The sequence below is a fragment of the Pseudomonas lactucae genome (genome assembly GCF_016937615.1).
Lineage (GTDB): Bacteria > Pseudomonadota > Gammaproteobacteria > Pseudomonadales > Pseudomonadaceae > Aquipseudomonas > Aquipseudomonas lactucae.
In genome coordinates this window covers 1-18,092 of record NZ_JAFHKI010000216.1, presented here as the reverse complement: position 1 = coordinate 18,092, position 18,092 = coordinate 1, and the positions used below count along the sequence as shown (strand labels likewise).

General features: G+C 62.0%; 21 protein-coding genes and 1 pseudogene. 10 read left to right on the top strand and 12 right to left on the bottom strand.

The features are described 5' to 3' along the window. Positions 1–103: 103 nt before the first annotated feature. The gene (locus tag JWR98_RS28420; RefSeq protein WP_205491826.1) at positions 104–1,993 is read left to right on the top strand and encodes a TonB-dependent receptor domain-containing protein; all 1,890 of its coding nucleotides are present in this window, start codon (positions 104–106) and stop codon (positions 1,991–1,993) included. Positions 1,994–2,011: 18 nt separating this feature from the next. Here JWR98_RS28420 and JWR98_RS28415 read toward each other — a convergent pair whose 3' ends face one another. From JWR98_RS28415 to nrdR, 11 genes and pseudogenes are all read right to left on the bottom strand, one after another. Beyond that, the gene (locus tag JWR98_RS28415) at positions 2,012–2,797 is read right to left on the bottom strand and encodes a helical backbone metal receptor (RefSeq protein ID WP_205491825.1); all 786 of its coding nucleotides are present in this window, start codon (positions 2,795–2,797) and stop codon (positions 2,012–2,014) included. Further along, positions 2,794–3,213 carry a nuclear FMR1 interacting 1 family protein gene (locus JWR98_RS28410; RefSeq protein ID WP_078734846.1) on the bottom strand — a complete coding sequence of 140 codons (420 nt, stop codon included), beginning with the start codon at positions 3,211–3,213 and terminating at the stop codon, positions 2,794–2,796. Before JWR98_RS28410 ends, JWR98_RS28415 begins: the two co-directional genes overlap by 4 nt. Next, positions 3,210–3,827, bottom strand: coding sequence for a GTP cyclohydrolase II (gene ribA, locus JWR98_RS28405; protein WP_078734847.1), 618 nt, complete (start codon positions 3,825–3,827; stop codon positions 3,210–3,212). The genes JWR98_RS28410 and ribA overlap by 4 nt, the downstream gene beginning before the upstream one ends. 129 nt (positions 3,828–3,956) lie before the next feature. Beyond that, a complete protein-coding gene (locus JWR98_RS28400) occupies positions 3,957–4,685 on the bottom strand; it encodes a substrate-binding periplasmic protein (RefSeq protein WP_205491823.1) in 729 nt (242 codons plus the stop codon). Between the two features lie 66 nt (positions 4,686–4,751). Further along, a pseudogene (gene thiL / locus JWR98_RS28395) lies at positions 4,752–5,716 on the bottom strand (thiamine-phosphate kinase). An 18-nt stretch (positions 5,717–5,734) separates the two neighbouring features. Next, entirely contained in the window at positions 5,735–6,235 is a 501-nt protein-coding gene (nusB, locus tag JWR98_RS28390) for a transcription antitermination factor NusB (protein WP_078734850.1), read from the bottom strand. Further along, on the bottom strand, positions 6,232–6,708 hold the full coding sequence (ribH, locus tag JWR98_RS28385; protein WP_003176356.1) for a 6,7-dimethyl-8-ribityllumazine synthase: 477 nt from the start codon (positions 6,706–6,708) through the stop codon (positions 6,232–6,234). Before ribH ends, nusB begins: the two co-directional genes overlap by 4 nt. Positions 6,709–6,796: 88 nt before the next feature. Further along, positions 6,797–7,888 carry a bifunctional 3,4-dihydroxy-2-butanone-4-phosphate synthase/GTP cyclohydrolase II gene (ribBA, locus tag JWR98_RS28380; RefSeq protein WP_003176357.1) on the bottom strand — a complete coding sequence of 364 codons (1,092 nt, stop codon included), beginning with the start codon at positions 7,886–7,888 and terminating at the stop codon, positions 6,797–6,799. A 15-nt stretch (positions 7,889–7,903) separates the two neighbouring features. Beyond that, complete coding sequence (locus JWR98_RS28375) at positions 7,904–8,566, bottom strand: riboflavin synthase (protein WP_003176358.1); 663 nt, start codon at positions 8,564–8,566, stop codon at positions 7,904–7,906. Between the two features lie 47 nt (positions 8,567–8,613). Further along, on the bottom strand, positions 8,614–9,750 hold the full coding sequence (ribD, locus tag JWR98_RS28370; protein ID WP_078734851.1) for a bifunctional diaminohydroxyphosphoribosylaminopyrimidine deaminase/5-amino-6-(5-phosphoribosylamino)uracil reductase RibD: 1,137 nt from the start codon (positions 9,748–9,750) through the stop codon (positions 8,614–8,616). Next, the gene (gene nrdR, locus JWR98_RS28365) at positions 9,747–10,217 is read right to left on the bottom strand and encodes a transcriptional regulator NrdR (protein ID WP_176156685.1); all 471 of its coding nucleotides are present in this window, start codon (positions 10,215–10,217) and stop codon (positions 9,747–9,749) included. The genes ribD and nrdR overlap by 4 nt, the downstream gene beginning before the upstream one ends. A 139-nt stretch (positions 10,218–10,356) precedes the next feature. Here nrdR and JWR98_RS28360 point away from each other — a divergent pair, with 139 nt between their 5' ends. The 4 genes from JWR98_RS28360 (at position 10,357) to trxA (ending at position 13,673) form a co-directional block, all read left to right on the top strand. After that, entirely contained in the window at positions 10,357–10,812 is a 456-nt protein-coding gene (locus JWR98_RS28360) for a YbaY family lipoprotein (RefSeq protein WP_003176361.1), read from the top strand. Beyond that, complete coding sequence (locus JWR98_RS28355; RefSeq protein WP_205491821.1) at positions 10,809–11,462, top strand: 50S ribosomal protein L11 methyltransferase; 654 nt, start codon at positions 10,809–10,811, stop codon at positions 11,460–11,462. Before JWR98_RS28360 ends, JWR98_RS28355 begins: the two co-directional genes overlap by 4 nt. Before the next feature lie 177 nt (positions 11,463–11,639). Further along, entirely contained in the window at positions 11,640–12,728 is a 1,089-nt protein-coding gene (locus JWR98_RS28350; protein ID WP_225908886.1) for an Abi family protein, read from the top strand. Positions 12,729–12,800: 72 nt separating this feature from the next. Continuing rightward, positions 12,801–13,673, top strand: a complete 873-nt coding sequence (trxA, locus tag JWR98_RS28345; RefSeq protein ID WP_078734853.1) for a thioredoxin — start codon at positions 12,801–12,803, stop codon at positions 13,671–13,673. On the opposite strand, the gene JWR98_RS28340 is transcribed toward trxA, so the two are convergent. Next, positions 13,670–14,017 carry a hypothetical protein gene (locus tag JWR98_RS28340; protein WP_205491819.1) on the bottom strand — a complete coding sequence of 116 codons (348 nt, stop codon included), beginning with the start codon at positions 14,015–14,017 and terminating at the stop codon, positions 13,670–13,672. The two genes, trxA and JWR98_RS28340, sit on opposite strands and share 4 nt — an antisense overlap. 132 nt (positions 14,018–14,149) lie before the next feature. Between JWR98_RS28340 and JWR98_RS28335 the strand changes: the two genes are divergently transcribed. The 5 genes from JWR98_RS28335 to JWR98_RS28315 all read left to right on the top strand — a co-directional run bounded on the left by JWR98_RS28335 (position 14,150) and on the right by JWR98_RS28315 (position 18,063). Further along, complete coding sequence (locus JWR98_RS28335; protein WP_205491817.1) at positions 14,150–14,752, top strand: DUF2796 domain-containing protein; 603 nt, start codon at positions 14,150–14,152, stop codon at positions 14,750–14,752. 7 nt (positions 14,753–14,759) lie between these two features. Continuing rightward, positions 14,760–15,470: an ABC transporter ATP-binding protein gene (locus tag JWR98_RS28330; protein WP_078734856.1), complete on the top strand. Its 711-nt coding sequence runs from the start codon at positions 14,760–14,762 to the stop codon at positions 15,468–15,470. A 1-nt stretch (position 15,471) separates the two neighbouring features. Continuing rightward, entirely contained in the window at positions 15,472–16,737 is a 1,266-nt protein-coding gene (locus tag JWR98_RS28325; RefSeq protein WP_205491816.1) for an ABC transporter permease, read from the top strand. An 11-nt stretch (positions 16,738–16,748) separates the two neighbouring features. Beyond that, positions 16,749–17,270 carry a DUF3299 domain-containing protein gene (locus tag JWR98_RS28320; protein ID WP_078734858.1) on the top strand — a complete coding sequence of 174 codons (522 nt, stop codon included), beginning with the start codon at positions 16,749–16,751 and terminating at the stop codon, positions 17,268–17,270. A 94-nt stretch (positions 17,271–17,364) separates the two neighbouring features. Next, positions 17,365–18,063 carry an OmpW/AlkL family protein gene (locus JWR98_RS28315; RefSeq protein ID WP_078734859.1) on the top strand — a complete coding sequence of 233 codons (699 nt, stop codon included), beginning with the start codon at positions 17,365–17,367 and terminating at the stop codon, positions 18,061–18,063. Positions 18,064–18,092: the final 29 nt, after the last annotated feature.

The following is an 18,092-nucleotide window of genomic DNA, read 5'->3' as shown; positions in this document are numbered from 1 at the left end:
AGCTCCCTCGCCACAAATACAGTGTTGTCCCTTAACTGACTGGCATTAGGGCTTGCCCCTCCCACATTTGATTTATGCCATCTTGAAGTGCCATGGACAGCCCATGAAACGCCTGTACCTTGCCCTGCTGCTGCTCCCCACACCCGAGCTGCTCGCCGACACCCGCGACGCCGCCCTCAAACTTCCCGATGTGCTCGTCAGCGCCAACCGCCAGGTCCAGGCGCGCAACGACAGCAGTGCCGCCAACACCGTCTTCACCCGCGACGACATCGACCGCCTGCAACCCACCAGTCTCACCGACCTGCTCAGCCGCGTGCCCGGCGTGCAAGTAGCGCCCACCGGCGGACGCGGCAGTTTGCCGGGGATCTACCTGCGCGGCACCAAATCCGCCCAGAGCCTGGTACTGGTGGACGGCCAACGCATTGCCAACACCACTTCCGGCGATAGTGGCCTGCAATACCTCAACGTCGACCAGATCGAGCGCGTGGAAGTGCTGCGCGGTTCTCGCTCGGTGATCTACGGCAGCGATGCGATCGGCGGGGTGATCCAGGTGTTTACCCGACGCAATGCCGAACAAGGCCTGCAACCGCGCCTTAAGCTGGGTTATGGCAGCCACGACACGTGGGAACGCAGCCTCGGCCTGTCGGGCGGCGATGAACACACACGCTTCAACCTCGGTGCGAGCCTGGATGAAACTGCGGGCATCAACGCCACGCACCCGTCATTCCCCAGTGACGGCGATCACGATGCCTATCGCAACCAGTCGGTCAGCCTGAACCTCAGCCATTCATTCAGCGACGAATTGGAGGCGGGGTTCAACCTATTGGATAACCGCGGTAAATCGGAATACGACAACAGCTTCGGCCGCTACGACGCCGCCAGCGGGCAGACGTTGGGGCAAAAGCCCTACACCGATTACGCGGTCAGCAGCACCAGCGGTTATCTTGACGCCACACTCAGCGAGCGCTGGCAGTCGCGCCTGGAGCTGGGCCACAGCGAAAACCGTGACACCAAGCGCGACACCCTCAGCGATGACTTCAGCGTGTTCAACACCTACCGCGACTCAGTGAACTGGCAGAACGACCTGACGCTGGATGAGCAGAACCGCCTGATCCTGGGCGGCGACTGGTACGAAGATCGCTTCCACGGCTCCACCACGTTTACAGAAAACCGCCGCTGGAACCGCGCCGCGTTCGTGCAGCACCGCTTCCACGGCGACGGGTTTTCCACCGAACTGGGCCTGCGCCGCGACCAGAACCAGCAGTTTGGTAGCCAGAACAGTTGGAGCGGAACCCTGACCTTGCCGGTCAACCCCGACAACGATGTATTGCTGACCTACAGCGAAGGCTTTCGGGCGCCGACCTTTAACGACCTGTATTACCCGGACGCGAAATACAGCAACCCCAACCTGCAGCCCGAGACCTCGAAAAGCTACGAACTGCAATGGCGCAGCCAACTGACTGACAGCACGCACCTGGAAGCCTCGCTGTACCGCACCGAGTTGAGCGACGCGATCATTCTCGACCGCACCGGCAAGCCGCAGAACGTGGCATCGGCACGCATCAACGGCGTTGAAGCGGCGCTCAAGCAGACGCTGTTCGGCTGGCAGGGCAACCTGGGGCTGTCGATCATCGACCCGCGCGACCGCGACAGCGGCCACACCCTCGCCCGTCGCGCACGGCGTACGTTGAGCCTGGATGTGGACCGACAATTCGACCAATTGGGCCTGGGGGCCAGTTGGCAGGCGGTCAGCAGCAGTTACGACGATGAAGACAACACGCAGCGTCTGGGCGGTTACGCCTTGCTCGGGCTGCGCAGCAGTTGGGCGCTGAGTCGGGAGGTGGTGCTGTCGTTGAAGGTCGATAACCTGTTGGATAAATCCTATGCACGGGCGATGTACAGCTACAACGATCCCTCGTTCTTGAACAATCAGGATTATCGGGAAGACGGTCGGGTGTGGAGGGTTGGGGTGACGTGGACACCTGAAATCTGATCGTTGCCTGTACCGGCCTCACAGGCCAGGTGAAATCACCTGACACAACCGCGCCACCGCCTCCAGCATCTGCCCACTGGGCCGCTCCAGGCCCTTGTCCGGCACGAGCCGCACTCGCTTCGCCATCGCTGGCCAGACCTTCCAGGCCTGCGCTTGAGCCTGATCACCGACCAGAATCACCTCTGGATCACGCTGCAACACCGACTCAATGCTGACCTGCGGCGCAGGTAGCTGCAGGTCATCAAACACATTGCGCGCACCGCATACCGTCAACGCGTCGCTGATGATCTGCCCACCGCCCACGGTATAGAGCGGCTGGTTCCACACCTGGTAAAACACCCGTAGCGGCTTGGCCCGCTGATAGCGCTGGCGCAGCTCGGCCAGGCGCTGGCGCAGTTGGGCCGCCAACGCCCGGCCCGCATCGTCCCGGCCCAATTGCTGGGCAATGGCTTCGACCTGACCGGTCAGTTGTTCAAGGCTATGGGGTTCGGCGACGTAGACAGGGATATTCAGGCGCTGCAACTGTTCACGCTGAGCCGGGCCGACGCTGCCGGGCCATAACAGAATCAGGTCGGGCTTGAGGCTGAGCAGGCGCTCAATGTTCAATTGGCCGTAATGGCCCACCGACGGCACGCTCACCAACGCGGCAGGCCGGTCGCCGCCGTCCAACACGCCAACCAGCTTGTCGGCGGCGCCCAGTTCAAGCACGATTTCAGTCAGCGAAGGCGCCAGGCTCACCACGCGCTCGGCCGCCAACGCCTGGGCGCTCAGCACCAACAGCACGGCCAGCCAGCAGCGCATCACCCCAGTTGACGCGGGATGCGGTAGAGGTAGAACAACACCATCGTCGACAGTGCCAGCAGAAACAGCGGCACCGCCTCCAGCCCGACGAACACCGCCAGCGCGCCCACCCAGGCGGGGATCGCCGCCACCAGCAGGGCCGTACGCCGACGGGCCGCCAGGGTGATCCAGGCCGCCGGTTCTTCAGGCGTATCGAGGGCTTTTGAGGTCGCGATCAACGCGTGTTTATAGCCGTTGAAGAAGCGCAAGCTGAGAAACATCGAGGCCACGCCGGCGATAAAGAACGGCATGGCCAGCACTGGCAACAGCGACTGTGCCTGGCCGAACACCAGGTTGATCACAAACAACGGCAGCAACGCCAGGGCCAGGTACTGCCACCAGTCGAACGACAGTCGTCGCTTTACCTGACCGCGGGTCACGCGCGATCGACCTCGCCCTGGTGCTCGTTGCCCATCATGTGGTCGAGCTTGCTGGCCTTGGTGGCCAGGTAGAGTTTGTTGTGCGGGTTATGCCCGGTGTGCAGCGGCACGCGCTCGGCGACGGTGATGCCCATCTCGGTCAAAGCCTTGACCTTGCGCGGGTTGTTGGTCATCAGGCGCAGGGATTTGACGCCCAGGTGTTCGAGCATCGGCAGGCAGATCGCGTAGTCACGCTGGTCGGCGGCGAAGCCCAGGCGCTCGTTGGCCTCAACGGTATCGGCGCCGCCATCCTGCAATTCATAGGCGCGAATCTTGTTCAGCAGGCCAATGCCACGGCCTTCCTGACGCAAATACAGCAGCACGCCACGGCCCTCGCGAGCGATGGCGCGCATGGCGGCCTCCAATTGCGAGCCGCAGTCACACCGCTGGCTGAACAGCGCATCGCCGGTCAGGCACTCGGAATGCAGACGCCCCAGCACCGGCGCGCCATCGGCGATATCGCCCAGGCTGAGCACAACGTGCTCGCGCCCGGTGGCTTTTTCGAGAAAGCCATGCATGGTGAACGTGGCAAAAGGGGTAGGCAGCTTGGAGGCAGCGACGAAAACGACGGGCACCGTGTGCTCCTGATTTCAGATTTCACAGAGGTGGGCATTGTAACAGCAGGTTCCTACAGACGCTTAAGCTGAATTATCGCTGATAAAGATCAATCGGTTTGATTGGCCTTCATCCCGGTTCTATGCAGGTCAGAAGGGATACGGCAGTTTCCAGCGCCGGAAAATCGGCTTCAGCTCGCCACTTTTCACCAGCACGGTCATGCGCTCATCGAACACTGTGCTCAATGCACGTCCACGCTCGGTATCGGCAAAGCCTACATAGAGCGGCAGGTCGATGAGGTGAGTGAGCCGGAATTTGGCAGGGTCTTGCGCCTGGCTGAGCACCTCGTTGGCTTCGGGGAGGGCATCGATATAGAAGTCGACCCGACCATACTGGAGCATCGGTAAAATGCCATCGCGCCGCTGGATCTGGTTAAAGCGCCGCGCGTTAGGCAAATACGCCTCGTACCGGTAGCCGCGCACCCAGGCCAGTCGGTAATCGCCCAGTGTCGCTGCGCTCGGTATCGGCGAGGTGGCCAACCCAAGGGCGTAGATCTGGTCGGAGTCGAAGTTCCAGCGCGGGTAGAGCACGCCCTTGACCTCATCGCGGTAAGAACCGACCCAACCGTCCACTTCACCACGCTGGGCCAGGCCCACGGCGCGGGTGTAGGGCTCGATACGGGTTTGCAAGGTGATCCCGGCCGGTTCGAATACCCGTCGCAATACATCCCAGGCCAGGCCGCTGCCGTCGGCGCTGGTGTAGCCCTCCCAGGCTTCACTGGCCAGCATGACTTTGCCGGGGAGCGCCGACCGATCCACTGCCCACCCACAGGTCGAAACGACACACAGCAGTATCAACAGCCAGCGGCGCACGTCCATGGGTACGACCTCCTACAAAGCCTTGCATCGCGAATAACGTTATAGAGGGTAGCGCAGCACGCCGATTCAGGGCGTCTCGCGAAAATGTTGATAGCCACGGATAGCCGGAGTGATGTCTTGGCCGCCGGCATCAAGCAGCGTTACACCCAGACCCGTCTCGACTCGACCGATGACATGCACCGGCCAACCGCCAGCCTGTAACGGCGCCAACTCGACGGGCGGTAGCGTGAACGCCAGCACGTAGTCGTCGCCGCCACTCAATGCCGCCACCCGCGCCGCATCGTCCCCCACAAACGCGAGCAAGGCCTTGGACAAGGGCAGGCGGTGACGCTCAACCAACAGGCTGACGCCCGACGCCTTGGCGATATGCCCGCAATCGGCCAACAGCCCGTCGGAGATGTCCATCGCGGCCGTAGCCTTACCCCGAAGGGCCAGGCCCAAGGCCAACTGCGGTTGCGGCGACCAGTAATGCGCCAACAGCGGATCAGCGATGGCCGCCTCGGCGCTGCGCTGGCCCAGCACCAACGGCAAGGCGCCCGCAGCGTTGCCCAACTCGCCGCCGACGCACAACAGGTCGCCCGGTTGCGCACCGCTGCGCGTCAACGCCTGCCGGCCGGTATCCGGCCGAACACGCTGAGGGTCAGGCTGAGCGGCCCGCGCGTCGTGTCGCCGCCCACCAGGCCCACGTCGCAGCGTTGCGCCATGGCGTTCAACCCCTGGGCATAGCGTTGCAGCCAGTCGGCATCGACCGTCGGCGTGGTAAGGGCAAGGGTAAATGCAAGAGGGTTGGCGCCCATGGCGGCCAGGTCGCTCACCGCCACGGCCAACGAGCGCTGGCCGAGCAGGAACGGATCGCAGGGGTCGGCAAAGTGCACGCCGGCCACCAGCGTATCGGTGGAGATCGCCAGCTGCTCCCCAGGCGGGAGCGCCAGCAAGGCGCAGTCGTCGCCGATCCCCAGGGCAATGCCCTCGCCGCCCTGCGCGCACGGCGCGGTGGCGAAGTATTTGTGGATCAGCTCAAACTCGCCCATTCAGCATTCAAGCGCAGGTTAGCGCTTGTACGCCTTCACTTCGGCTTCACGCAGGCGCGGAGCCAGTTTATCGAGCACGCCGTTGACGAACTTGTGACCGTCGGTCGAACCGTAGACTTTCGCCAGCTCGATGCCTTCGTTGATCACTACGCGATACGGCACGTCGACGCGCTTGAGCAGCTCCCAGGTGGACAGGCGCAGTACGGCCAGTTCAACCGGATCCAGCTCTTCGAGGGTCAGGTCCAGGCATGGCGACAATGCAGCGTCGATCTCGCTCAGGTTGGCCGGAACGCCGTGCAGGATGTCGTGGAAGTAGCTCTGGTCGGCAAACGTGAAGTCGTTATCGACGCGAAATTGCGCTTCGATCTCGTTCAGCGAGGTGCCAGCCATATGACGCTGGTAAAGCGCCTGGGTCGCGAGCTGACGAGCCGCACGACGCTTTTCGCTTTTCGAGGGTTTGCCGGCGTCTGCTGGACGCTCGTCACGTGGGTTGAAACGATCGCTCTCGTCGGAAATCACTTGGCCTCCAACTGCGACAGCAGGCTGACCATTTCCAGCGCGGACAGGGCGGCTTCAGCGCCTTTGTTACCGGCCTTGGTGCCGGAGCGCTCGATGGCTTGCTCGATGGAATCCACGGTCAGTACGCCGAACGCGACAGGCACGCCGAATTCCATGGACACCTGGGCCAGGCCCTTGGTGCATTCGCCAGCCACGTATTCGAAGTGCGGAGTCCCGCCACGAATGACCGCGCCCAGGGCGATGATCGCCGCGTATTCACCCTGTTGGGCAACTTTTTGCGCAACCAGTGGAATTTCGAAGGCGCCGGGGGCACGGATGATCGTGATGTCGCTTTCGCTCACACCGTGGCGAACCAGGGCGTCCACGGCACCGCTTACCAGGCTTTCAACCACGAAGCTGTTGAAGCGGCCAACCACCAGGGCATAGCGGCCTTTGGGGGCGATGAAGGTACCTTCGATGGTCTTCAGGGTCATTCGACAAATCTCTTAAAGAGCCGGGACGCGAAAAGTGCGTCCCTCAGTGATGATTTAACCGCGAACAAGGGGCAACAAACGCCAGCCTTTATTCGGAGGGCACGTATTCTACAACTTCCAGATCGAATCCGGATATCGCATTAAATTTCATCGGCGCGCTCATCAGGCGCATTTTGCGCACACCGAGGTCGCGCAGGATCTGCGAACCGGCACCGACGATGCTGTAGGTGGTCGGCGTTTTCACCTGGGTCTGCTCGGCGGTTTCGCGGATATGCGCCAGCAACACGTCGCCGTCCACCGGGTTACCCAGCAGCAGTACCACGCCACTGCCGGCCTCGGACACCGCAGCCATGGCGGCGCGCAGGCTCCAGCGGCCCGGTTGTTTGACCATCAGCAGGTCGCGCAGCGGGTCCATGTTGTGCACACGCACCAGGGTCGGCTCGTCGGCGCAAATGGTGCCCAGGGTCAGGGCCATGTGCACGTCGCCTTCCACTGAATCACGGTAGGTCACCAAATTGAATTGGCCCAGTTCGCTGTCCAGCGGCTGCTCGGCAATCCGCTGAACGGTACGTTCGTGGATCATGCGGTAGTGAATCAGGTCGGCGATGGTGCCGACCTTGATGTTGTGTTCGGCGGCAAAGGCTTCGAGTTCGGCACGGCGAGCCATGGTGCCGTCGTCGTTCATCACTTCGCAGATCACACCACTGGGCTCGAAACCGGCCATGCGCGCCAGGTCGCAGGCGGCTTCGGTATGGCCAGCACGGGCCAGGGTGCCACCCGGCTGGGCCATCAGCGGGAAAATATGGCCGGGGCTGACGATGTCTTCGGCCTTGGCGTCTTTAGCGGCCGCGGCTTGCACGGTGCGGGCGCGGTCAGCGGCGGAAATGCCGGTGGTGACGCCGGTGGTCGCTTCGATCGACACGGTGAACTTGGTACCAAACCCGGAACCATTGCGCGGCGCCATCAGCGGCAACTTGAGCAGCTCGCAGCGCTCGCGACTCATGGGCATGCAGATCAATCCACGGGCATGTTTGGCCATGAAGTTGATGTGCTCAGGCTTGCAGGCCTCGGCGGCCATGATGATGTCGCCTTCGTTTTCGCGATCTTCATCATCCATCAGGATGACCATCTTGCCTTGGCGGATGTCTTCAACCAGTTCTTCGATGCTATTGAGCGCCACGCGGCACCCCCTTGGTCAGGATTTGAGATAGCCGTTGGCGGCCAGAAAACTTTCAGTGATGTTGCCTGATGCAGGCTCTGCGGCCTTATCGCCCAACAGCAGGCGCTCCAGGTAACGGGCAAGCAAGTCGACTTCCAGGTTCACCCGGCGACCTGGCTGGTACGAGGCCATGATGGTTTCGCTGAGGGTGTGGGGAATGATGGTCAGTTCGAATTCGGCGCCGTTCACGGCGTTCACGGTCAGGCTGGTGCCATCGACGGTGATCGAGCCTTTGTGGGCGATGTATTTGGCCAGCGCTTTGGGGGCGCGGATGCGAAATTCCACGGCGCGCGCATTTTCGCTGCGCGCGACCACTTCGCCGACACCGTCGACGTGGCCGCTGACCAGGTGACCGCCCAGGCGGGTGGTCGGCGTCAGGGCTTTTTCCAGGTTGACCGGGCTGCCGGCCTTGAGGTCGCTCATCGCGGTGCAGTCCAGGGTTTCCCGGCTGACATCGGCGGCAAAGCCATTGCCCGGCAGCTCGACGACGGTCAGGCATACGCCGCTGACGGCGATGCTGTCGCCCAGCTTGACGTCGCCCAGGTCGAGCTTGCCGGTGTCAACCAGCAGGCGCACGTCGCCACCTTTGGGGGTCATGGCGCGGATGCTGCCGATGGATTCGATAATGCCGGTGAACATGGCCTTCTCCTGGAAACGGGTGCGGGCACCTGAGCGCCCGGTCAGAATTATACGCTCGCTGCTGGCATAGGGATGGCAGTGACTCGCCAGTCGTCGCCTACAGCGCGCATCTCAGTGATCTTGAGTTGGGGGGCATCGGCCAGTTTCTCAAGCGGCCAGTCGAGCAACGGCCGCGCAGCGGAGCCGAGGAACTTGCCGGCGACGAATATCACGTATTCGTCCACCAGGCCCTGCTGGGCAAATGCGCCCGCCAGGCTTGGGCCCGCTTCCACCAACACCTCGTTGACGCCGCGCGCCGCGAGAGCGACCAGGGCTGAGCGCAGGTCGACCTGGCCTTCTACGCCGGGCACCACCAGGCACTCGGGACCGCGAGGGAACTGGTTCTCCGCGGTGACACAGGTAATGACCAATGCCGGTCCGGCCTTGAAGAACGGGGCATTGAGCGGCACACGCAGGCGGCCGTCGATCAATACGCGCAACGGCGGACGCGACATGGCCAGGGCTGTGGTTTGGGTATCCAGGCCCAGCTCGGCGGCGCGCACGGTCAAACGAGCGCCGTCGGCCAGGACGGTATCGGCGCCGGTCAGCACCACGCTGGCCTCGGCGCGCAGGCGCTGCACGGCGGCACGGGCGGCGGGGCCGGTAATCCATTGGCTTTCGCCGCTGGCCATGGCGGTGCGACCGTCCAGGCTCATCGCCATTTTGACCCGCACGAACGGCAGGCCGTGCTCCATGCGCTTGAGAAAGCCTCTATTAAGGGCCCGCGCCTCACCTTCCAATACGCCGCTACGCACCTCGATCCCCGCCTGGGCCAAGCGCTGCATACCGCGCCCCGCCACTTCCGGGTTAGGGTCCTGCATCGCCGCGACCACCCGTGCCAGCCCGGCGCTCACCAGCGCATCGGCGCACGGCGGCGTGTGACCGTAGTGGCTGCAAGGCTCAAGGGTGACGTACGCGGTGGCGCCGCGCGCCTTGTCACCGGCGGCGCGCAGGGCATGTACTTCGGCATGGGGTTGGCCGGTACGCTCATGCCAACCTTCGCCGACAATCTGCCCATCGCGCACAATCACGCAACCCACCCGAGGGTTGGGGTGGGTGGTGTACAGACCATTGCGCGCCAACTCCAGCGCGCGGGCCATGTAATGGGCGTCGAGGACGGCCTGTTCAGCAGAAGGAGGGTTCATTGTTTGGCGGGCTCACGGGCCAGGCGGTCGATCTCTTCGCGGAACTCGTTGAGGTCCTGGAAGCGTCGATACACCGAGGCGAAACGGATATAGGCGACTTCGTCGAGCTTTTGCAGCTCGCCCATCACCAATTCTCCCACCACCAGGCTCTTGACCTCGCGCTCGCCGGTCGCGCGCAGCTTGTGCTTGATATGCACCAGCGCCGCTTCCAGGCGCTCGACACTCACCGGGCGTTTTTCCAGGGCACGCTGCATACCGGCGCGCAGTTTTTCTTCGTCGAAAGGCTGGCGGCTGCCGTCGGATTTGATCAGACGCGGCAATACCAGTTCGGCGGTTTCGAAGGTGGTGAAACGTTCACCGCAGCCAGAGGCCAGGCATTCGCGCCGGCGACGCACTTGGTCGCCCTCGGCGACCAGACGCGAGTCAATGACTTTGGTGTCGTTGGCACCGCAGAAGGGACAGTGCATGGTGGCAGGCAACAAAAAAAGGGAGGGCCATGGTAGCGCATCCCCGTGGCAAGACAAGCCATAGCCTTTACGGTATATAGGCTGACGAATATGTTTCTTACATTTAAAGACACGGATTTTGTCCTTTCTGGAGCCGTACATGCAGTTACGACCACTTGTTTTGCTCACCCTGGTCAGTTTTCTGGTCGCCTGCAGCAGCGAAGCCCCCAAGCCGTCCGTACCGCAACCGGTGCCGGCGCAAGAGAAAAAAGTCCCCGGCATTGAAGACCTCGGCCCACTGCCGGCTTACCAGCGTGAAATCAACGGCAGCCTGACCAACGTGCCCGCAGGCGCCGAAGTCGAGATGGCCCTGCTGGTGATCGACGATCGTTCGCGCCCGCAGCAACTGCTCGCCAGCAGCGTGTTGACCGGTAACGGCAAGCCCCTGGCGTTCCGCCTGCGCTTCAACCCCGAGGCCTTCCCGGCCGGTGCGCGGGTCGAACTGCGCGGCCGCGCCAGCCAGTCCGGCCAGTTGATCCTGCACTTGCCGGCCGTGCGCATCACCCAGGCGATCACTCAGACCACCGGCCCGCTGGAGCTCGTCAAGGCACCATGACCCCGCCGTTGGACTTGCAGCGCGCCCTGAGCGAGCTGATCGGCGACGCCCACTTGGTGCCCTGCCCGCTGCCGGGCACCGAGCTGTCGTTGTGGCTGCTGGATGCGGACAACATGGACCGGGCCTTCAGTTCCGAAGAAACCCGGCGCATCCTGCATGAACCGCCCTACTGGAGTTTTTGCTGGGCCAGCGGCCTGGCACTGGCGCGATACCTGGCGGCCAACCCTGAGTGGGTCGCCGGCAAGCGCGTGCTGGATTTTGGTGCCGGTTCCGGCGTGGCCGCGATTGCGGCCGTCAAGGCGGGCGCATTGGAAGTGGTGGCGTGCGACCTGGACCTGCTGGCCTTAGCCGCTTGCCGCGCCAATGCCGCGCTCAATAACGTGGCATTAACCTACTCGGCGGACTTTTTCGCCGAAACCGACCGCTTCGACCTGATCCTGGTGGCCGACGTACTTTACGACCGCGCCAACCTGCCGCTGCTGGACCAGTTCCTTACCCGTGGCCGTGAAGCGCTGGTGGCCGATTCACGCGTGCGGGACTTTCAGCACCCGGCCTATCAGCGCCTGGAGATACTGGACGCATTGACGTTGCCCGACCTGGCCGAGCCTTTGGAGTTTCGCAAGGTGAGCCTGTATCATTCGCGGCGTTAAGTCTTCGCGTTACAAATTTTCGGAAATAGATTGGCTGAGACGGCGAACGGCAGTGCATGGAAAATGCCGATCCTTTCGCACGCGACTTGGACCATCGACCTGCATGTCTTTCCAGACAACTTCGCTTATAGACTGCCACGCAAAGGCCTTGCAAAAATTCGGGTGGCTACCTAACCTTTGCGCCAATACACCCGCCATGCCTCTGGCTGCGTCAGCAACCAAGCACAAATTGTGCGGGTTTTTTATGTCCAGTACTTTTTGGGCATGAGGATATTCAGCAAGCCTGCCATCGACGTACCTGCCCAGTTGGAACTACTCAAGCGGCGCGGCTTGAGTATTCAAAATGAGGCTCGCGCGGAGCATTTCCTGCAGGCAGTCAGCTTCTTCCGGTTAAGCCCCTATATGCGGCCCTTCCAGAGGCAGGAAGACATCGACCATAGATTTCGCGCGGGGAGCCAGTTTCGCCAATTAACCCGCCTGTACAACTTCGATCGACGACTTCGCTTATTGACCATGGACGCTATCGAGAGAGTCGAAGTGGCATCGCGTGCAGCCATCAGCAACCACATGGGGCCTACTCATGGCAGTCACTGGTACATGAACCCGCTGATGTTCCACCCCGCCTATGATCATCAACGCCTGATCACTGCGTTATCCCTAAAACAGTCAACGGCAACCCGCGACTACCAGCGAGAATGTGAGCGCATTGAAAGATCCCAGGCTGGCAACACGAGAAAGGACCAGCTTAAACGTCAAAGGCAGAAAGAAAGCTACGCCCGCCACTACCCAATGACCTACATCCACCCCTCCCTTATGCCTGGCTGGGCGATGCTGGAAGAACTAACCCTGGGTGATTTGTCTCACTTGTATAAAGGCTTAGCGAAGGACTCGGATAAAAAGGCCATTGCTAGACGCCTGAAACTCCCGGCGCCATTGATGCAATCCTGGCTACACACGCTGACCATTATTCGAAACATTTGCGCCCACCATTCGCGGTTGTGGAACCGAGAGCTGGGCATTCGTCCTGAGCTGCCAAAGAAAGCCAACTTTTTATGGCCGGACCATCTCTTTCAGCCAGGACCCCATACACGCATTTTTGCTGCACTCTGCATTCTCAACCACCTGATGCATCAAGTAAGCCCGCACACCCGCTGGGATCGGTGTCTGTACCAACTTATCGACGATTTTCCCGATGTCAGCCTGAAAGCTATGGGTTTTCCTCAGGATTGGTATCAAGACCCTTTTTGGTATGCCTCTCGTGACTGAGCGCCATACAGCTTCCGGTAGTCTGCGCCAGCCCTTATAGTTGCCCCATTCCCGCTTTATTCGAGACGCCCCATGAGTGAGCCCACGCCGTACATCTTCGACGTCACCACCGCCAACTTCGACCAGGCCGTGATCCAGAACTCCTTCGAAAAACCCGTCCTGGTGGATTTCTGGGCCGAGTGGTGCGCGCCGTGCAAGGCGCTGATGCCGATGCTGGCGCAGATTGCCGAGAGTTATCAGGGCGAGTTGCTGCTGGCCAAGGTCGACTGCGAGGCCGAGCAGGACATCGTCGCGCGGTTTGGCATTCAAAGCCTGCCGACCGTGGTGCTGTTCAAGGATGGCCAGCCGGTGGACGGTTTTGCCGGCGCGCAGCCGGAGTCGGCGATACGTGCGTTGCTCGCGCCGCATGTGCAGATGCCGGCGCCGAAAGCGGCTGATCCGCTGGAGCAGGCCCAGGCGCTGTTCGCTGACGGCCGCATCAGCGAGGCCGAGGCCGTGCTGGTCGCGCTGTTGGGCGAGGACAATACCAATGCCGCCGCGCTGATCCTGTATGCGCGCTGCCTGGCCGAACGCGGCGAGTTGGGTGAGGCCCAGACCGTGCTCGACGCCGTCAAAAGCGATGCGCACAAAGCCGCCCTCGCCGGCGCCAAGGCGCAGATCACCTTCCTGCGCCAGGCTGCCGATTTGCCCGACGCCGCCGACTTGAAAAGCCGCCTGGCGCAAAACCCGCAGGACGATGAAGCCGCCTATCAACTGAGCATCCAGCAACTGGCGCGCCAGCAATACGACGCAGCGCTGGAAGGTTTGCTCAAATTGTTTATCCGCAACCGCAGCTACAGCGAAGGCCTGCCGCACAAGACGTTGCTGCAGGTATTCGAACTGCTGGGCAATGACCACCCGCTGGTCAGCGTGTACCGCCGCAAGTTGTTTGCCGCGCTGTACTAATCGCCGATCCAGCTGTACAGCGGCGTGTCTGCGCCGCTGACCACTTTGACCTGGGCGCTGTGGCGCAAGCGCACCAACAGGCGCTTGGCCGCCGCCGCATCGCCGGCCAACCCTTCCAGTTGATCGAGCAGCTCCAGACCGCTGAGTTGCCCGGCCTTGCGCAACAGGTCCTGGGCGCTCTGCCACAGGTCCTCACGCGGTTTGACCGCTGCCGCTGTCGGTGCGCTTGGCGCGGCCACGGGGGCGGCCTGCAATTGCGCGCCCAACCGTGCCCAATCGCCGTCATCCAGCTCCAGCGTCAAGTCCACCGGCAGGTCGCCGACGGTTCCACGAATTCGCAACATCGTCCTTCTCCTGCAGTTTTTTCTGACGGGCATGCTCCCATGCGGCTTGCGCAACGCCAAGCGGACGGTCAAACTCTCGGCTTTATTGTTATAAGATCACATAACAAAACCTTCATCTCCTGGAGCTTACTCATGCGCCGTCTGTTGCTTGCTTTGCCGTTTGCCCTGCTGCCCCTGGCCATTGCCCATGCGGCAGACGAGCATGACCACGATCATGAGCATGGCAGCCTCGGCGCTCACGAACATGGCGTCGGCCGCCTCAACGCCGTGCTCGACGGCCAAGCCCTGGAGCTTGAGTTGGACAGCCCGGCGATGAACCTGGTGGGTTTCGAACACCTCGCCACCAGCGCGGCGGACAAAGCCAAGGTCGCCGCTGTGCACAAACAGCTTGAAAACCCAGCGGCCCTGTTCAACCTGCCCAAGGCCGCCGGTTGCGTGGTCAGCTCCCAGGAGCTGAACAGCCCATTGTTCGGCGACAAGCCCGAAGCGGAGCATGACGATGATGATGACGACCACGACGCCAAAGACGGCGCCCACGAACACCACCATGACCACAGCGAAATCCACGCCCACTACCAGTTCACCTGCGCCACGCCAACCGCGTTGAGCAACCTGGACCTGAACCAGGTATTCAAGACCTTCCCCGCCACTCAGAAAATTCAGGTACAACTGATCGGCCCAAGCGGCCAGCAGGGTGTTGATGCGACGGCCCAGGCAGCCACCCTGAAGTTCTGAGATACCCATGACTCAAGCCTTAATCGAACTGTCTGACCTGGGCTTCAACTGGCCCGGTCAGCCAACGTTGCTGGACATCCCCGCGTTCCGCCTGGAACGCGGGGAAACCCTGTTTCTCAAAGGCCCCAGCGGTAGCGGCAAAACTACGCTGCTGGGTTTGCTCGGCGGCGTGCAGAAGCCCAGCCAGGGCAGCATTCGCCTGCTCGGCCAGGAGTTGACCGAGTTGTCGGCCGGGGCCCGCGACCGCTTTCGCGTCGACCACACCGGCTACATCTTCCAGCAGTTCAACCTGCTGCCGTTTCTGTCGGTGCGCGAGAACGTCGAGTTGCCTTGCCACTTTTCCAAGCTGCGCGCACAACGGGCCAAACAGCGTCACGGCAGCGTCGACCAAGCCGCCGCCGCGTTGCTCGCGCACCTGGGGTTGAAAGATAAAGACCTGCTGGAGCGCCGCGCCGATTCGCTGTCCATCGGCCAGCAGCAACGGGTGGCCGCGGCCCGCGCACTGATCGGCCAACCGGAACTGGTGATCGCCGACGAACCAACCTCGGCCTTGGACTACGACGCCCGCGAAGCTTTCCTGCAACTGCTGTTCGCCGAATGCCGCGACGCCGGCGCCAGCCTGTTGTTTGTCAGCCATGACCAGAGCCTCGCGCCGCTGTTCGACCGCAACCTGTCGCTGGCCGAACTCAATCGCGCCGCCACGCCCGCAGAGGTTTGAGATGTATTTGTTTCGTCTAGCCATGGCCAGCCTGGCTAACCGTCGCTTTACCGCGATTCTCACCGCCTTCGCCATCGCCCTGTCGGTGTGCCTGTTGCTGGCGGTGGAGCGCGTACGCGTGGAGGCACGCAACAGTTTCGCCAGCACCATCAGCGGCACCGACCTGATCGTCGGCGCCCGTTCCGGTTCGGTGAACCTGCTGCTGTATTCGGTGTTTCGCATCGGCAACGCCACCAACAATATTCGCTGGGACAGCTTCGAGCACTTCGCCGCCAACCCCCAGGTGAAATGGGCGATCCCGATTTCCCTCGGTGACTCTCATCGCGGCTACCGCGTGATGGGCACCAACCAATCCTATTTCGAACACTACCAGTACGGGCGCAAGCAAAACCTCGAACTGGCCAGCGGCCGCGTCTTCGCCACCGACCCGTTCGAAGTGGTGCTCGGCGCCGAAGTCGCCGACGCATTGCACTACAAGCTCGGCGATAAACTGGTGCTGGCCCATGGCGTGGCGGTGGTCAGCCTGGTCAAGCACGACGACAAACCCTTCACCGTGGTCGGCATTCTCAAGCGCACCGGCACGCCGGTGGACCGCACGTTGCACATCAGCCTCGGCGGCATGGAAGCGATCCACATCGACTGGCACAACGGCGTGCCGGCCCAGGGCAAAGGTCGCATCAGCGCCGATCAGGCGCGCAACATGGACCTGACCCCGCAGGCCATCACCGCGTTCATGCTGGGCCTGAACAACAAGATTTCCACCTTCGCCCTGCAGCGTGAGATCAATGAGTTTCGCGGCGAGCCGATGCTGGCGATCCTTCCAGGCGTGGCGCTGCAAGAGCTGTGGAGCATGATGGGCACCGCCGAAAAAGCGCTGTTCGTGATCTCGCTGTTCGTGGTGTTGACCGGCCTGATCGGCATGCTCACGGCGATCCTCACCAGCCTCAACGAGCGCCGCCGCGAGATGGCGATTTTACGCTCGGTGGGCGCGCGGCCTTGGCACATTGCTACATTGCTGATCTTCGAAGCGTTCGCCCTGGCCTTGTCCGGCGTGATCGCAGGTGTCGGCTTGCTGTACGTATGCATCGCCGCCTCACGCGGGTATTTGCAGGCCAACTATGGCCTGGACCTGCCGATGGCGTGGCCGAGCGAATATGAATGGACCTTGCTCGCCGGTATCCTCGGCGCCGCGCTGTTGATGGGCAGCGTGCCCGCCTGGCGCGCCTACCGACAGTCTTTGGCCGATGGCCTGTCCATCCGTTTATGAGGAAGGTTTCGATGCGTCGTGCCCTGTTTGCACTGTTATTGCTGGTGGTCGTTCCTGCATGGGCGCAAGAACAACCCAAGGATTTGTCCTGGCAGGAGATGATCCCGCCGGACGCGCCGCCGGAAGTGCCCAACATGAAACCGCTGCACAATTTGTCGAACATGGCCGACGCCTTGTCCGTCGAAGCGGCGCCCGCCGCCAAGCAGGATTTGCCCAACGCACCGGTGGTGCAAAGCCTCGATGGTCAGCACATCCGTTTGCCGGGCTATATCGTGCCGCTGGAGGTCAGCGAAGAAGGTCGCACCACCGAGTTTTTGCTGGTGCCGTATTTCGGCGCGTGCATCCATGTGCCGCCGCCGCCGTCAAATCAGATCGTGCATGTAAAAAGTGAAGTCGGCGTGAAGCTCGACGAGCTCTATCAGCCGTATTGGATTGAAGGCGCAATGCAGGTCAAACCGTCCACCAGCGAGCTGGCCGATGCCGGCTACCAGATGGATGCCGAGAAGATTTATATCTACGAACTGCCGGAATAACGCTGATCGCCCTTTCATTGAGCTGAGTCAACAGACCGAACGGAACGATCTTTACCATTGGACGTACAACTTTTAAACGTCCTTTGGAGCTCCCATGAACAAGTCTCTGCTCGGCGCGTCCCTCTTCGCGCTCGCCCTCGTCGCCCCTGTTGCCCACGCCCACGAAGCCGGCGATATTCTGGTTCGCGCCGGTGCAATCACCGTGAACCCGAAGGCCGACAGCAGCACCGTCAAAGTTGACCAGGGCCCACTGGCCGGCGCCAACCTGGGCGGCAAGGCAACCATGAGCAGCGACACTCAACTGGGCCTCAACTTCGCCTACATGCTTACCAACCACGTCGGTATCGAACTGCTGGCGGCCACGCCGTTCGAGCATGACGTGAAGATCAAGGGCACCGCCCTCGGCGCCGCCAACGGTAAGCTCGGCAGCCTGAAACACCTGCCGCCGACCCTGAGCGTCGTGTACTACCCACTGGACAACAAGTCCGCGTTCCAACCGTATGTAGGCGCCGGTATCAACTACACCTGGATCTACGACGAACACGTCGGCAGCCGCGCCTCCGAAGCCGGTTTCAGTAACTTCAAGGCTGATAACTCCTGGGGTTGGGCCGCGCAGATCGGTGCTGACTACATGATCAACGACAAGTGGATGATCAACGCCCAGGCGCGTTACATCGACATCAGCACCAAGGCCACCGTGGAAAACAACGCCGTGGCGCCGGGTACCCGTGCCAAGGTAAACGTGGATGTGGATCCAATGGTTTACATGGTGGGTATCGGCTACAAGTTTTAACCAACACTACATAACCCATGTGGGAGGGG

Coding starts and splice junctions, on each gene's coding strand:
- JWR98_RS28420 (WP_205491826.1), top strand. CDS start 104: ATGAAACGCCTGTACCTTGCCCTGCTGCTGCTCCCCACACCCGAGCTG.
- JWR98_RS28400 (WP_205491823.1), bottom strand. CDS start 4,685: ATGGACGTGCGCCGCTGGCTGTTGATACTGCTGTGTGTCGTTTCGACC.
- ribH (WP_003176356.1), bottom strand. CDS start 6,708: ATGACCCTGAAGACCATCGAAGGTACCTTCATCGCCCCCAAAGGCCGC.
- JWR98_RS28375 (WP_003176358.1), bottom strand. CDS start 8,566: ATGTTCACCGGCATTATCGAATCCATCGGCAGCATCCGCGCCATGACC.
- ribD (WP_078734851.1), bottom strand. CDS start 9,750: ATGAACCCTCCTTCTGCTGAACAGGCCGTCCTCGACGCCCATTACATG.
- nrdR (WP_176156685.1), bottom strand. CDS start 10,217: ATGCACTGTCCCTTCTGCGGTGCCAACGACACCAAAGTCATTGACTCG.
- JWR98_RS28360 (WP_003176361.1), top strand. CDS start 10,357: ATGCAGTTACGACCACTTGTTTTGCTCACCCTGGTCAGTTTTCTGGTC.
- JWR98_RS28355 (WP_205491821.1), top strand. CDS start 10,809: ATGACCCCGCCGTTGGACTTGCAGCGCGCCCTGAGCGAGCTGATCGGC.
- trxA (WP_078734853.1), top strand. CDS start 12,801: ATGAGTGAGCCCACGCCGTACATCTTCGACGTCACCACCGCCAACTTC.
- JWR98_RS28340 (WP_205491819.1), bottom strand. CDS start 14,017: ATGTTGCGAATTCGTGGAACCGTCGGCGACCTGCCGGTGGACTTGACG.
- JWR98_RS28335 (WP_205491817.1), top strand. CDS start 14,150: ATGCGCCGTCTGTTGCTTGCTTTGCCGTTTGCCCTGCTGCCCCTGGCC.
- JWR98_RS28330 (WP_078734856.1), top strand. CDS start 14,760: ATGACTCAAGCCTTAATCGAACTGTCTGACCTGGGCTTCAACTGGCCC.
- JWR98_RS28325 (WP_205491816.1), top strand. CDS start 15,472: ATGTATTTGTTTCGTCTAGCCATGGCCAGCCTGGCTAACCGTCGCTTT.
- JWR98_RS28320 (WP_078734858.1), top strand. CDS start 16,749: ATGCGTCGTGCCCTGTTTGCACTGTTATTGCTGGTGGTCGTTCCTGCA.
- JWR98_RS28315 (WP_078734859.1), top strand. CDS start 17,365: ATGAACAAGTCTCTGCTCGGCGCGTCCCTCTTCGCGCTCGCCCTCGTC.